Source organism: Roseibium polysiphoniae, assembly GCF_014842925.1.
GTDB lineage: Bacteria > Pseudomonadota > Alphaproteobacteria > Rhizobiales > Stappiaceae > Roseibium > Roseibium polysiphoniae.
In genome coordinates, this window is record NZ_JACYXJ010000003.1 from 75,171 (window position 1) to 89,981 (window position 14,811).

Below are 14,811 nucleotides of genomic sequence, written 5' to 3' on the forward strand. Positions count from 1 at the left end.
TCATTCTTCTATCAGATGGCCGATGCCGGCGCGGAAATAATCGTAACCGGTGTAAAGCGTCAGCAGGGCGGCAAGCCAAAGGGCGATCAGTCCGGCAAGAACTGTTCCCGGCAGAAAGATTTCTCCAGCCGGACCCACGAGCAGCAGCGCGATTGCGACCATTTGAACCGTTGTTTTCCACTTGGCCAACTGAGTCACAGGCACGCTGACCTGTAGCTCTGCGAGGAACTCGCGCAGACCCGAGACCAGGATTTCGCGGCACAGGATGATGAGCGCAGCAATCAACGACCATTCGCCGATGGTTCCCACATAGACCAGGACCATGAGCGAAACGGAGACGAGCAGCTTGTCGGCAATCGGGTCCAGCATGCGGCCAAGCGCGGACTGCTGCTGCCAGGCGCGGGCGAGGTAACCGTCGAAGAAGTCAGTGATCGCGGCGACGATGAAGATGCCAAGCGCAATCCAGCGCGGTGTGTTGCCTTCGAAGTAAAAGCAGGCAGCCACGGCTGGAACTGCCGCAATACGTCCATAGGTCAGGATGTTGGGCAGGCTGAGGGCGACATTGCGTTTCATGGGGCTTTCAAGCTCTGCGGCATCAGGGCAACTTTGGGCGGACACAAGCATGGCGTTGTTGGGGTGTCAACGTGGCCATAAGCCGGGTTCGAGGATGGTATCTTTCTCGGCAGCGGCCTAGCCGAAGAGGGCAGGGCCTTGCTGATCGATCAGAAGCTTTGCCTTGCGCACGGTATGCTCCGCAGCTTCGTCAGATGTTGGCATGGTGTCCGCGCGCACAAAGACATGGACCTTGCGTTCGCCATCGATGTCTTTTTCGATATGACCGGCGACTTGCCACTGGCCACCGGCTGGCCGCGGTTCAGCAATGATTTCGAAACCGTCGTACAGGACAGGAGGTGAGGCCTTCGTCTTTGGTTCCGAAGCGGACGAGGAGCCGAACAGGCCCTTGATAACTTTGCCGAACATGTTGCTATCCCTTAGCTGCGACCAGCGCGATCCATCTGTCTTAGGGTGTATCGCGTCAGGGTCCCTGTCTTCAAGCCGCGGCAGTGGGGTTAGACTGTTTTTCCGCTTTGCAGAGCCTCGCCAAGATGATGATCGTTGTCGGGCCGGCCGATCGCAACGCTTTCAACCGGTTCCAGGAGCTTGGGCTGCTTGCGTACTTCCTCCGGCGCCAGCGGTCCGAGCGCTTCAAAGAGATCCGGCAAGAGATCCTTGTGCCGTTTCCAGCGTCCGATGGAGGAGCGGAAAATCGGGCGTCTGACCTGCAGGTCCGAAAAGGTCGTGACCGGGCTGTCGCCGTTGTAGAATTCCATGCAGACAGCCTGCCAGTCGAGGCCTGCCGCTTCGACCAGGGCTTTGCTCTGGCCTTCCTGATCATAGACCAGGTCTTCATAGGTGAGCGTGTGAATATTCACCGGAAGAACCTTTTTCCAATGGTCCATCAGGCTTGCATAGGACTGGAAATATGTGCCGACGCTCTCCTGGGTGCGGCAATAGTTGTGTGCCGGGGAAAGTGCATGCGACAGCAATGAGACGCAGGTGTCGGCGGGCGAGCGAACGCAATGCACGAAGGTCGCTTTCGGATAGAGGAGCGACATTAGCCACAGCATTTCGAAATTGTGAGGCATCTTGTCCGTCACCCGCAAGGCCCGCTTGTCGACGGCGTCAAGCTCCTTCAGGTATGCCCTTGCGATGCGTGCATATTCTGAGGGGCCGAGTGACCTGATGCGGCTTTCCAGAGCCGGGCTGGGCGGTCCCATCAGACCAAGTTCCTGCTGCGTTTGACGGAAAAAACCCAATTCTCCGCCACTGGCAACGGCTGAGTGACGTGCAACGATCTGTTCGGCGAGGGTCGTTCCGGAGCGCGGCATGCCGAAGATGAAAAGTGGCTTTTCAGACTCGCTTGCAGCTTCGCTTCTCTCGGCGAAAAAACCTTCCGTGAAAAGGTCCTTCATGAACGCCAGACGCTCGTCATAGGCCTTTTGATCAAACGGATCATATCGGATGCGCCGCGCGGTGCGATAGTGTTCCGCGGCATGCGGCGTGTCGCCAAGGTCGAAATAGACTTTGCCCGCCGCCCAGTGCAGCTCCGATTTTTCAGGTTTGGCGAGAGGTGCGTCGTCGGAAACAAGTTGTTCGATTTTGTCCAGAAAATCCGGGCGTTCCGTGTGAGTACGCGTAGACGCAAGGCGATGCAGTGCCGTGGGTAGCTCCTTGCCGAGGGCTATGGCCTTTTCAAACCAGCCTTCTGCTTCTTCGACGTTGCCAAGCGAAACTTCCAGTTGCCCCAGACCTACCAGGGCGTAGCCGTTTTCAGGATCCAGTTTCAGTGCACGCTCAAAGCATTGACGCGCGAGCACCGGTTTGCGCTGCAGGCGGTAAAGATCTCCAAGTTGGGCGTGAAGGTCGGCGTTCTTCGAGGCAAGTGAAACGGCTTTTTGCAGAGAAACGCGCGCGCTGATCAGGTCTCCGGAATTCATGAGAGCCAGACCCAGCAGCTGGTGCACTTGCGGGTGCTTGCGGACCTTGCTTGCAGCAGCCTTCAAATGGACAATAGCGGCGTCGATGTTGCCGGCCTGATAGGCTCCGATACCAAGCGAGAAATGGGCCTGAGGATTGCGCGGGTCGTGACGCAGAACTTCTGAAAACATCGCCAATGCCGTTTCAATGCGGCCAGCGTGCTGATGCGCAAGCGCATCCTGCGCGAGGCGGGTCACGTTCGGTGTCATCTTATAGCCATTTAACGATGGGCGCCGAGGGAGGAGGCGGCCGCCCGGAAGAACAATGAGTAAACTATGTAGTTTTCAATGTGGTCGAAATTCGTTAGAAATAAGGCGAAAACATGTCTAGTTGTAACCAACCTGTACACGTCAGCGTTATTTGCTGGCTAAGATATTGTTTTTTAATCTTAATCCGATTTTCTTAGCCATCTGGCATGCGACAATTTTGGGCGGTGCACAATTTTGTGATCTACCATGCCGAAGCCGCAGCGTCAGTTCGTGCCGATGGCGTGTCAGTCGGCCTTTAACTGGCGCTCAGACCAGTGATTCCGGCAGAGGGAAACATAGGTTTCATCGCCGCCAATCACCACCTGATCGCCTTCTTCGACCACTTGGCCGGAGGCATCCATGCGGGCCACCATGGTCGCCTTGCGGCCGCACCAGCAGATGGTCTTGATCTCTCTGAGATTGTCGGCAAGGGCGAGCAGAGCGGCCGAACCTGGAAAGAGCTTGCCCTGAAAGTCCGTGCGCAATCCGAAGCACATGACCGGGATACGCATGGTGTCGGCCACGCGGGCCAGCTGCCAAACCTGTGCTTCGCTCAGAAACTGGGCCTCGTCGACGAAGATGGCGTGAATGTCCCGCTCGGATCGTGCTTGCTCGACATGAGCGAACAGATCGTCGTCGTTGGAAAAGATATCCGCGTCAGCGCCGAGTCCGATGCGTGATGCGATTTTGCCCTTGCCTGCGCGGTCATCGAGCGCTGCGATCAGCAGCAGGGTGTTCATACCCCGTTCTTCGTAGTTGTAGGAGGCTTGGAGCAGCACGGTCGACTTGCCGGCGTTCATCGAGGAGTAGTTGAAATAGAGCTTTGCCATCGTCTTCTTTTTGCCAATCGGGAATCGCCGCAAGCGTTGCTGCGATTGTTCATGGCGGAAAGGACCGGCTCAATCGATAATCGGCACTTATGCAGCGGTTAATGGGCGTTGGCCCGATTCTGAATCGCGACGTCCACGATCAGCGGAAGGTGATCGGATCCGATGTCCGGCCCCAGTTCCACCCTCTGGATCTCAATATCCGGCGTGACCGCAAAATGGTCGACGACGGCCCCAAGCAACCAGTGGAGACGGTAGTCGAAGAAAAAGCGGGTGGTCTGCGGTATGCCACCAGGGAACGCGGTCCTGAGGTTGTTGTCGGTCAACATTTTCAGGAAATGACCGGACCAGGGTGACAGGTTCCAGTCTCCGATGACAAGCGTTGGTTCAGTCGTGTCTGCAGTGCTGTTCTGAATCTGGTTGTTCAACGTTGCCAGATAAGCTTGGCGATCCAGCCACCTCGGCTTTGTTCTCGGGCTCGCAGGATGGAGCGCCAGCAGTTTGAGACCTGCGCCATCCACATCGAGCGTTAGAGAGAGGATCTCTCGATCGGCTTCATCGTGGGTTTCAGCATTGCCAATGACGTCGATTGTCTTGCTGGCGCTGATCGGAAAGCGGGAAAAGAACACAAGGTCTCCAAGACGTCCGGCAAAGAGGTGATCCGGCAGCGCGCCATGGCCGGCAATCGGGGTCGCACCAATGCGTCTTTGCCATCGGTGGCGTTGCCACCCCCAGGCGGTTTCCTCCAGGACGAGAACATCCGGTTTGGTCTGCTGCAGGAATGCCGAGAGGGTTTCGTCGGCGAGAAACAGCCTCTCCAGATTGATCGAGACCACGCGTAGGGATGAAGACGTCGTCGTCGGTGCATTGACCGTGGAGGAGGTGACCGCATCGATCCTGGCGGCCATCAAGCCAAATACCGTGATCAGCAGCACGGCAAGCACGAGAACAGCCTTGCCGTAAAGGCGTGGCTGACGGTGGGCGACCGTGAGGCCGGATGCGCCTGCCAGAAAACCGCAAAGTCCGGCGCCGAAGAACTGGCGCAGGAAAAAGCTCATGTTGTCGGTGAACCAGTATCCCGGTGCTATGAAGGCTGAAATCGACAGCAGGCACACCGCGATGCCACCTGCTATGCCCATCCAGCCAACCAGAGACGTCCAACGGGACAAAAAACTGCGCCCAACGGCCCCTGAGGGCGGAGGCAGGTCGTTGTTGTCCTGCTGTTTGTCGGCTTTGGTCAGCATGAATGAACGGGTCCGAGGGATCTAACGGCTATTGTGCTCTGCAGCACTGACTAGCAGTTCATGGCCGGACTGTCTGCCTACTCGTGAAAATGATCGTAAACGAGCTTTGCGATGGCCTCGGAGATGCCAGGGACGGAGGAGAGGTCGTCCATGCCGGCCTTGGAGACGGCCTTGGCTGTGCCGAAGTGGCGGAGTAGGGCACGTTTGCGTGTCGGTCCGACGCCTGCAATGTCATCCAGCGGGTTCTTGGTGATGTCTCTTTTGCGACGGGCCCTGTGAGAGCCGATGGCGAACCGGTGGGCTTCGTCGCGAAGACGCTGAACGAAATAGAGCACCGGGTCGCGTTCGGGCAGCATGAAGGACGGTTTCCCGGTCACGAAGAATTTTTCCCGTCCCGCATCCCGGTCCGGTCCCTTGGCAATGCCGACGAGAGGCACATCGGTCAGTCCTAACTCTTCAAGGGTTTCACGCGCGGTTGTCAGCTGCCCCTGGCCGCCATCGATCAGGACAAGGTCGGGCCATGCGGGCATGTCAGCGGACGAAGCCGTCGTTTCGTCCGGAGTGTCTTGCGCGGTGCCCTCCGTTCCCTCAGCCGACAGGGTCGCCGTTGCGTCATCGCGCTGGTGTTCCTTGATCAACCTTGAAAAGCGACGTGTCAGAACCTCGCGCATCATGCCGTAGTCATCGCCCGGGACCAGGTCTTCCGACTTGATGTTGAATTTGCGGTACTGACCTTTGGCAAACCCCTCTTCACCCGCGACAATCATGCCGCCGACGGCATTGGTGCCCATGATGTGGGAGTTGTCGTAGACTTCTATGCGCCGCGGGGGAGCGGACAATTCGAAGGCTTCGGCAACGCCCTTTAGCAAACGTGCCTGGCTGGAGCTTTCAGCCAGTCTGCGGCCAAGCGCTTCACGCGCATTCGTCAGCGCATGATCGGTCAGTTCCTTCTTCTCTCCGCGCTTGGGCGTCAACACCTCGACCTTGCGTTCGGCCCGCTCGCTCAAGGCTTCCGCAAGCAGTGACTGCTCCGGAATTTCATGGGACAGCAGGATCAGCCTGGGGGCGGGCTTGTCGTCGTAGAACTGCGCCAGAAAGCTCTCCAGGATCGATGGCTCATCGAGTGTCTTGTCGGCCTTGGGGAAATAGGCACGGTTGCCCCAGTTCTGTCCGGTCCGGAAGAAGAAGACCTGCACGCAGGTCTGCCCGCCCTCCTGATGGATGGCGAAAACATCGGCTTCCTCAACCGTCTGCGGGTTGATGCCCTGATGCGCCTGTGTATGCGACAAGGCGGCAAGACGGTCGCGGCAGATGGCGGCACGTTCAAAGTCCAGCGCCTCGGAAGCGGTTTCCATCTGCTGGGCGAGTTCTTTTTTCACCAACTGGCTTCGGCCGGACAGGAAGGCCTTGGCCTCGGCGACAAGGCCGGCATAGTCCTCATGATCGATTTCACCGGTGCAGGGGCCGGAGCAGCGCTTGATCTGGAAAAGCAGGCACGGCCGCGACCTGTTTTCGTAATAACTGTCTGAGCAATTCCGGATCAAAAAGGCTTTCTGAAGGGCGTTGATGGTCCGATCGACCGCTCCGGCCGAGGCGAAAGGCCCGAAATAGTCGCCCTTTCGCTTGCGTGCGCCGCGGTGCTTGGTGATCGCCGGAGAGTCGTGGTCTCCGGTGATCAGAATGTATGGAAAGGATTTGTCGTCGCGCAAAAGCACGTTGAAGCGCGGGCGCAGGCGCTTGATCAGATTGGCTTCCAGCAGGAGCGCTTCGGCCTCGGTGTTGGTGACCACGAATTCCATGGACGCCGTCAACATGATCATGCGCATGATCCGGTTCGACTGACCTTGAAGCCGCGTGTAGCTCGTCACCCGCTTTTTCAGACTGCGCGCCTTGCCGACATAAAGCACGTCGCCATTCTCGTCGAACATACGATAGACGCCCGGCCCCATGGGCAGGCGCTTGACCTGATCGGCGATGACCTCAACGCCCTTTCGGACCTCGGGCTTCGCCGCTGCGTCGTCATTTTCCCCGGAGGTGGTCTCTGTTGTGGAGCTGTCTTGCATGCGTCATACCGGCTGGCGGCCGTGCTTTTCCTTTGGGCCAGGTCGAGTGCTGCCAACCTAACAGATTCTTTGCTTCGTCACCTGCGAGGTCACTCGCCGACGTCGACCACATCGGGTGTCTGCCAGGCCAGGTGCTGTCCGCCGTCAAGGGCGATCATTTGCCCGGTGATGGAGGGGCTGTCCCACAGGAACCGCACGGTTCTCCCGAAGGCTTCTGCGTCGGGTCCCCGCTTCAGGAGAACGGCTCCCGCTTGCTTGTCGAACTCGGCCTGGCTCTGACGTTCATTCTTGAAACTCGGGCCGGGTCCGATCGCATTGACGCGGATGTTGGGCGCGAGCGCCTGGGCCAGAACCTGCGTTGCAGTCCAGAGAGCCGATTTCGACAGGGAGTAACTAAGCGCTTGCGGCGTGAGTTTCCAGACCCTCTGGTCGATCATACTGACAATGAGCCCCTTCCGGTCCTTCGGGAGGCGCGCCGCGAAGGCATCGGCGAGGAACAAAGGAGCCTTGGTGTGGATCGCAAAGTGCTGATCAAAGAGGTCAGGGTCGAGACGGCCGATGCCGTCATCTTCGAAGATCGAGGCGTTGTTGATCAGGACATCGGGCAACCCGAAGGGCTCTGACGCCTTGTCCATGAAGGTCGTAAGCTCTGTCGCCTCCGTAAGGTCCGCGGTGAAGACGTGAGGCCGACCGGTCGCGTCTTCGAGCTCTTGTGCCAGGCTCTCCGCCTTGTGGGCGTTGGCATTTGCATGCAGGACGAGACGCCAGCCGTGATTGGCAAGATCCCTTGCAACAGCGCCGCCAATTCTGCTTGAAGCGCCGGTAATCAGGGCCGTCGGGATTTCGCCTGTCATCTCACCATCCTGTCTCACTCAAAAGATGACAGCAATACGCTTGGCGAAGCCGCTCAGATCGTCGCGCTGAGATAATAAACGACAGTGATATAAAGAACGTACGCCGCAGTCAGAACGAAGCCTGACATCCGGCCAAGGCAGATCTTCTTGGCCGCCAGCACGAGAAGCAACACGGCACAGGCGAGCATCACCCAGATGTCGAGCTTGAGGATCTCTGCAGGCACCTCAACGGGCACAATCGCGGTGGTGATGCCGATGATCGCGAGAAGGTTGAAGACGTTGGACCCTATCACGTTGCCAATGGCGACGGCGCCATGCTGGCGGATGGCGGCCATGACCGTTGTCGCAAGTTCCGGCAGGGATGTGCCCAAGGCAATCACCGTCAAGGCAATCACGGCGTCACTCACACCCCAGTCCTGGGCCACCGAAGTCGCGCCGTTGATTGTAAAGTGCGCGCCCAGTGGCAGACCGATCAGGCCGAGAACAATGTAGACGCCGGCGACAGCGACAGCGTCCGGAACGCCCTCGACATCTTCCAATTCATCATCATCATCGTTGTCTTCCTGCGCTTCGGCAGCCGTTGCGGCGGCGGCCTTGCGCTCCTTGCGGTGCTGGAGTGCGGCTCTTGCGGAATCGCCCAGGAAAACGGCGAGAAGCGCCAGAAGGATGAGGCTGCCCATCAGGCCAATGGGAGAAAAGAAGCAGAGGATCGTAAAGACGACCGAGATTGCCACCATGAAAATCGCATTCTTGGTGGCGCCGTCTTCGCCGCAGGGTGTTGCGGCGATCAGTGCCGGCATGCCCAGCACGAGCAGGACGTTTGCGATATTGGAGCCCACCACGTTGCCGATGGCGATGCCGCCTGACCCTGACAGAGCTGCCTTGAGTGAAATCACAAGCTCGGGCGCCGAGGTTCCGAAAGCGACGATGGTCAGACCGATGACCAGATTTGGAATGCCGAGACGCTGTGCAATACCGACAGAGCCTCTGACCAGTATGTCGCCGGCAATAATCAGCACGACGAGGCCGCCTGCGAGGCTTACATAGTCAAACAGCATCTATGGGTTCCGGTCGGGGTCAGGTTTAATGGGGCGATGGCACTTTGATCGTTCGCGCCATTTTGTCTGGCGCGTTATACGCAATAGATTGGTGCGGGGAAAGCATGCTGCAAGCTTTGATTTTGTCGCATCCTTGCAAAATGCGGTTTGTTTACCCTTCATTCACGCTGCCGAAGAATGACCTTAATTCGCCTAGAAAACTCCTAAATTGCCCTCCTGAACCGCCACAAACGATCCCCATATCTTTAGCTGGGTGAGGATGGGGACCGGCGGGATGGCCGTCCACATTTCATTCTGGACAAGTTCATCTGGAGTAACATGATATGAAGCGTCTTGCATTTGCAGGTTTGACAGCGGCCGCCTTTGCCGGCCTGGCAACGCCCGTGCTTGCGGCTGACCTTCCGCAGCCGGTGGACCCGGCACCGGCTTTCTATGACGACCAGGTTCCGGCCGCCCGCTTTGACTGGGGCGGTGCCTATGTCGGTGGTAACCTCGGCTGGGGCTGGGGCAATTTCGACAATCGGAACGCGCCCGACACGGATGGTGATGGTATTCAGGGCGGCATTCATGCCGGCTACAACTACATCATCTCTCCGAACGTGCTGATCGGTGCGGAAGCCGATTTCCAGTTTTCCGATCTGGAAGACACGGCGACGGCTGGCGGCGTAACCGCCGAAACAGGTTCATCCTGGAACTCCAGCATTCGCGGCCGGTTGGGCTACACCTTTGACCGTTTCCTCGTTTACGGAACCGGTGGTCTTGCCATTGCCGATCTCGACTTCAAGGCGAATGGCGCCAAGGACAGCACGACGGCAGTCGGCTGGACGGCAGGTGCCGGTGTTGAAGGTGCGGTGACACAGAACGTCACAGCGCGTCTGGAGTACATCCATCAGGACTTCGGATCCGAGAGCTTCACGGTCGGCGGAAACAGCTACAAGTCCGATCTGGATAACAATCTTGTGCGGTTCGGCTTGAGCTACAAGTTCTAAGCTGGCGGGAAATGCCTGCAGAAACAAAGAGCCCGGTGCATAGCGCCGGGTTTTTTCGTTACAGGTCGATACATGTTTTTCAGCACTTTTTCGCATTGCAATGATAGAAATTTACAGACGCGTTTCGCGTACGCAGGATCAAGGTCTGCAAATTGCCAGGTGATGCGGCATTCCGCACCCGATGCAGGCGTCCTGGATTTTATTGAGTGGTCGGTTTTGAGGGAGAGTTGAATGCGGTTCCTGACAAGGGGTCTGATCGGTCTTGTGCTGTTGGCGATCATGGCGTCGACGATCGGTTATGGCGTCTACCGCGTCTCCACCGCGATGAACCAGGAAGAAGCCAGGCGGCGTCCCCCGGTTCAAGAGCGCACCTATGCGGTGAATGTTTCCTCTCTCACATCTGAAACTGTCGCGCCCATCACGACCGCTTACGGGCAGGTCGAGAGCTGGCGTAGTCTTGAGATCCGCGCAAGCTCGGAAGGCCAGCTTGTCGGAGTTGCCTCCAAGTTCCGAGATGGCGCCGCGGTGAAGGGCGGCGAGCTTCTGGTGCGGATCGACCCGGCAGATGCTCAATCCGAACTTCTTGATGCCCAGGCGGCCCAGGCGGATGCGGAGGCCCACAAGGCAGAGGCGGAAGAGGCCATCGTCGTTGCCGAACAGGAACTTGTCGCAGCCGAGAAACAGCTGGAGCTTCGGCGCCAAGCGCTCGATCGCCAAACCCAGCTGCGGGAAAAGGGCTATTCCACCATGGTGCAGGTCGAGCAGGAACAGCTTTCGGTGGCTGCCCTCGAGCAGGCCCTGTCGAACCGTCTGCAGTCGGTCATCACCTCGCGCAAGAATGTCGAGCGCATGGAGTTGGGTGTCGCAAGGGCGCGGATCGCGGTTCAGGACGCTGAACGGACCCTCGAGGAAACGACGATCACCGCGCCTTTCTCCGGTACGCTTGACCAGGTCAATGCCACGCTCGGGCGTCGTGTGAGTTCGAGTGAGACCCTGGCTGTCCTGATCGATCCAACAGCGCTCGAAGTGAAATTTTCCGTCTCGACCCAGCAGTTCTCGCGTTTCCTCGATGATGCTGGTCGTTTGATCCAGGTGCCTGTGGAAGCGCAGCTTGATCTGGGCGACCGCGTCGTTTCAGTACCGGGAACACTGGACCGGGCGGCGGCGGTGGTCGCAACCGGCGAGGCGGGTCGCACGCTTTTTGCCTCGCTCGATGTCGATGCGGACACGCCGCTCCGTCCGGGTGATTTCCTTACCGTCAAGCTTGAAGAACCTGCCCTTGAGAATGTGGCCGTGATCCCGGCCTCTGCCGCCAGTGAGGATGGCCGCATTCTTGTTGTCGACGAAGAACGGCGGCTTGGCGCGGCGCAGGCGCGGGTCTTGCGCCGGATGGGCGACCAGCTTGTGGTGACCGATGTGCCGTTCGGACAGCTTTATGTGCGCGAGCGCCTGCCGCATTTGAGTGCCGGACTGAAGGTCACGCCGCGGGTTGTCGGAACGCCAGGCGAAGCGCCCGAAGCAGCGGAAACGTCTCAGGGAGGCCCGAAACCGGCCTCGGGACCTGCCGCGCCAGAGGATCTGGTGACCCTGGAGCCGGAACGCCGGGATGCGCTGATCGCCAGATTGAGCGAAAGCCGGATGCCGGAAGAGCGCAAGGCGCGCCTGATCAACATTCTGAATCAGCCAAAGGTGCCGAGCGAGGTGCTGGAGCGGATTGAAAACGGCCGTGGCCGAGGTGAACGGAGCTAGTCATGAAGTCATCGATCAGGTCCGAATTTTCGTCTTTCTTCGACTATATGGTCCGTCACAAGACGGCCGCCAACCTGATCCTTGCGTTCATGCTGCTTGGCGGCATCGCGGCGGGTCTCAAGATCCGCACTCAGTATTTCCCGGACATCATCAACGAACGCGTGACGGTCACGGTCGAGTGGTCGGGCGCTGGTCCCGAAGACATGGACCGAGCTGTGGTCGAGCTTCTGGGGCCCCAGCTTCTGGCGATTGAAGGCGTCGAGGAGGCGTCCTCGGTGGCCCGCGAGGGCCGCGCCACGATGACGCTGGAGTTCGAGACCGGCTGGGACATGGGCCAGGCAGTCGACGACGCCAAGGCGGCCGTTGACCAGGCGCGCTCGAGTCTTCCTGAGGACGTCGAAGAACCGACGGTCGTGCGCAGCGCGTTTCGCGACCGTGTGACCAATGTCGTGATTTACGGCCCGATCAACGCGGACCAGTTGTCGCGCTACGCCGAAGATCTCCAGACAGCCCTGTTTCGTGAGGGTGTGACGCGTGTCAGCATCGACGGCGTGTCCAACCCCGTGATCCGGATCAATACGTCCGAGGCCATGCTGATCCGCCATGACCTGTCTCTTGAAGAGATCGCGGATGTGGTCGCCACCGAAATGGAGACCACGCCGGCCGGCGATGTTGCAAGTGGGACTGCGCGTCTGCGAACGGGACAAACCCGGCGATCGGAGAAAGAGCTGGGCGAAATTGTCCTGCGCTCGCCTGCTGACGGTGAAAAGCTCCAGCTCAGGTCTGTGGCGGAAATCGTCACGGAGGGGCCAGAAAGCGGCAAGGCCTATTCGCACAAGGGACTGCCGGCGGTGGTTCTGAGGGTCGACCGGGATGCGATCGGCGACACCATCAAGATCCAGCGGCAGGTCGAGCAGATCGTTGCGGACTTCCAGGATGGGCTGCCGCGCGGCGTCGTTGCCCAGCTGACGGAAACCCGTGCGCAAAACATCGTCGACCGGCTGAACATCCTGGTCGAGAACGGCTTGTTCGGCCTTGTTCTTGTTGTCGGCTTTCTGTTCCTCTTCCTGTCATCGCGAACAGCCTTCTGGGTGGCGGCCGGTATTCCGGCGGCCATGGCCGCGACCATCGCCATGATGTTTGCCTTCGGTGTCACCTTGAACATGTTCTCGGTGTTCGCCCTGATCATCTGCCTGGGCATTGTGGTGGATGATGCCATCGTGGTCGGAGAGCACGCAGACTTTCTGGCGCGCAAGGGTCATAGCCCTGCCGAAGCGGCGGTTCTGGCGGCCAAACGCATGGCTGCACCGGTGTTTTCCGCCTCGATCACGACGATCATCGCCTTCGCGGGTCTGCTCGCCATTGGCGGCCGCTTCGGGGAGCTGATTGCCGATATTCCACTTACCGTGGGGATCGTGCTGATCGCGAGCCTGGTTGAATCCTTCCTCATTCTGCCGGCCCATATGCGCCATGCCCTGTCGGCCAGCGGCAAGGATCATTGGTATGACTGGCCGAACCGGACCTTCAACAAGGGCTTCAATGCCTTTCGGAGGAAGGCGTTTGAACCCCTGATGAGAGCGGTGATTGTCTTCCGCTATCCGGTCATGGGTCTTGCCGTCATGACGCTGTTGATCGCATCGAGCATGTATTTCGACGGCACGGTGCGCTGGCGGTTCTTCAATGCGCCCGAACGCAACGTGATCAATGCTAATATCGCGATGATGCCGGGAGCCGACCGGGACGACACAAAGGCGATGCTGGCCGAAATGGACCGTGCTCTCGATGTGGTCGATCAGCGCTACGCCGAGGAATACGGCCGCGCGCCGGTTTCCTTTGCGCTTGCGACTGTTGGCGCGAATGCAGGCCGAAGGGCCCTGAATGGTGCGGATACGAAAGATGAGGATTTGCTCGGCGGTCTTGCGATCGAGCTGATTGATCCGGATCTGCGGCCCTATTCGGCCTTCAGCTTCATCGGTGACTGGCGCAAGGAAATCCGCAAGGGGCCGCTGCTAGAGACGTTGGCCGTTCGTGGAGAGCGTTCAGGCCCGGGCGGCGATGCCATCGATGTGCGGCTCTATGGACCCTCGACGGAGATCCTGAAGGAAGCAGCCGAGTATCTGAAGCAGGCGCTGGGCGCCATGCCCGGCGTGAGTGCGCTGGAAGATACGCTGTCTTTCGACAAGGCGGAACTGGCCCTGAACCTGACGCCGAAAGGCGAGGCGCTTGGCTTTACCACCGACAGCGTCGCCAATGTTCTGCGCGATCGCCTGGAGGGCATCAAGGTCGCAGAATTTCCCGTCGGCCGACGGACCGCGACAGTGCGTGTCAGCCTGCCTGACGAGGAAACCGGCGCTGCGTTTGTCTATGAGACACAGCTGAAGTCGCCTGCGGGTCCTTATGTTGCCTTGAGCGAAATTGTCGAGGTGGAAAGCACCTTCGGATTTGCGTCTGTCAGGCGTGAGAACGGGCTGCAAACACTTCGGGTCAGCGGCGATATTTCCGAGGATGATCCGGAAGCGGCGGTGGCTGTCATGGCCATGCTGAGCGACACTTTGCTGCCGGAGCTGGCGGCCCGATATGATGTGCAAAGCGAATTGTCCGGGCTGGCAGAGCAAGAGAAAGAGTTCCTGTCCGACGCGGTGCTTGCGCTCGGGTTCTGTCTGTCGGGGATCTACCTGACCCTGTGCTGGATTTTCGCGTCCTGGACCCGGCCGCTGGTGATCATGCTGGTCATCCCCTTCGGCTGTATCGGCATGATCTGGGGGCACTACTGGCATCATCTTCCGCTGAGCATGTTCTCCCTCATCGGCTTTATCGGCATGGCCGGGATCATCATCAACGACAGCATCGTGCTGGTCACGACGATTGATGAATATGCGCGCGACCGGCCTTTCCGGCAGGCCTTGATCGAGGGTGTCTCCGATCGTTTGCGCCCAGTTGTCCTCACCAGTGCGACCACTGTTTTCGGCCTTGCACCACTGTTGTTCGAGACCAGCCGTCAGGCGCAATTCCTGATGCCGACGGTGATCACGCTGGCTTATGGCCTGGGCTTTGGTTTGTTTGTGGTCATTCTGGTGACGCCGGCAATGCTGGCCATTCAGAGCGACTTTGGCCGGTTCCTGAAGTCCGGTCACCGGCTGGCGCGTCATGGCGCGAAGCCCCGCAAGGCCCTGGGCGGTGCCCGCGCTCGTTAGAGACCGGTAGGTGTCCAGCCGGCAGATATGAAAAAGGCGGGGCCGTG

The 14,811-nt window shown here is 59.2% G+C and carries 11 protein-coding genes; 3 read left to right on the top strand and 8 right to left on the bottom strand.

Annotation, left to right across the window (positions count from 1 at the left end):
• The 8 genes from pgsA to IG617_RS07405 all read right to left on the bottom strand — a co-directional run bounded on the left by pgsA (position 1) and on the right by IG617_RS07405 (position 8,832).
• A complete protein-coding gene (gene pgsA, locus IG617_RS07370) occupies positions 1-573 on the bottom strand; it encodes a CDP-diacylglycerol--glycerol-3-phosphate 3-phosphatidyltransferase (RefSeq protein WP_192108603.1) in 573 nt (190 codons plus the stop codon).
• 117 nt (positions 574-690) lie between these two features.
• Complete coding sequence (locus IG617_RS07375; RefSeq protein WP_192108604.1) at positions 691-981, bottom strand: HlyU family transcriptional regulator; 291 nt, start codon at positions 979-981, stop codon at positions 691-693.
• Positions 982-1,070: 89 nt separating this feature from the next.
• A complete protein-coding gene (locus tag IG617_RS07380) occupies positions 1,071-2,747 on the bottom strand; it encodes a tetratricopeptide repeat-containing sulfotransferase family protein (RefSeq protein ID WP_192108605.1) in 1,677 nt (558 codons plus the stop codon).
• A gap of 284 nt (positions 2,748-3,031) precedes the next feature.
• On the bottom strand, positions 3,032-3,616 hold the full coding sequence (locus IG617_RS07385; RefSeq protein WP_192108606.1) for a thymidine kinase: 585 nt from the start codon (positions 3,614-3,616) through the stop codon (positions 3,032-3,034).
• A 98-nt stretch (positions 3,617-3,714) separates the two neighbouring features.
• Positions 3,715-4,857, bottom strand: coding sequence for an endonuclease/exonuclease/phosphatase family protein (locus IG617_RS07390; protein ID WP_192108607.1), 1,143 nt, complete (start codon positions 4,855-4,857; stop codon positions 3,715-3,717).
• 77 nt (positions 4,858-4,934) lie between these two features.
• Positions 4,935-6,920: an excinuclease ABC subunit UvrC gene (gene uvrC / locus IG617_RS07395; protein WP_192108608.1), complete on the bottom strand. Its 1,986-nt coding sequence runs from the start codon at positions 6,918-6,920 to the stop codon at positions 4,935-4,937.
• Between the two features lie 89 nt (positions 6,921-7,009).
• On the bottom strand, positions 7,010-7,774 hold the full coding sequence (locus tag IG617_RS07400) for an SDR family oxidoreductase (protein ID WP_192108609.1): 765 nt from the start codon (positions 7,772-7,774) through the stop codon (positions 7,010-7,012).
• A 53-nt stretch (positions 7,775-7,827) separates the two neighbouring features.
• Positions 7,828-8,832, bottom strand: coding sequence for a calcium/sodium antiporter (locus tag IG617_RS07405; protein ID WP_192108610.1), 1,005 nt, complete (start codon positions 8,830-8,832; stop codon positions 7,828-7,830).
• Positions 8,833-9,155: 323 nt separating this feature from the next.
• Between IG617_RS07405 and IG617_RS07410 the strand changes: the two genes are divergently transcribed.
• The 3 genes from IG617_RS07410 to IG617_RS07420 all read left to right on the top strand — a co-directional run bounded on the left by IG617_RS07410 (position 9,156) and on the right by IG617_RS07420 (position 14,764).
• The gene (locus tag IG617_RS07410) at positions 9,156-9,821 is read left to right on the top strand and encodes an outer membrane protein (protein ID WP_192108611.1); all 666 of its coding nucleotides are present in this window, start codon (positions 9,156-9,158) and stop codon (positions 9,819-9,821) included.
• A gap of 231 nt (positions 9,822-10,052) precedes the next feature.
• The gene (locus tag IG617_RS07415; RefSeq protein ID WP_192108612.1) at positions 10,053-11,570 is read left to right on the top strand and encodes an efflux RND transporter periplasmic adaptor subunit; all 1,518 of its coding nucleotides are present in this window, start codon (positions 10,053-10,055) and stop codon (positions 11,568-11,570) included.
• Positions 11,571-11,572: 2 nt separating this feature from the next.
• A complete protein-coding gene (locus IG617_RS07420; RefSeq protein ID WP_192108613.1) occupies positions 11,573-14,764 on the top strand; it encodes an efflux RND transporter permease subunit in 3,192 nt (1,063 codons plus the stop codon).
• Positions 14,765-14,811: the final 47 nt, after the last annotated feature.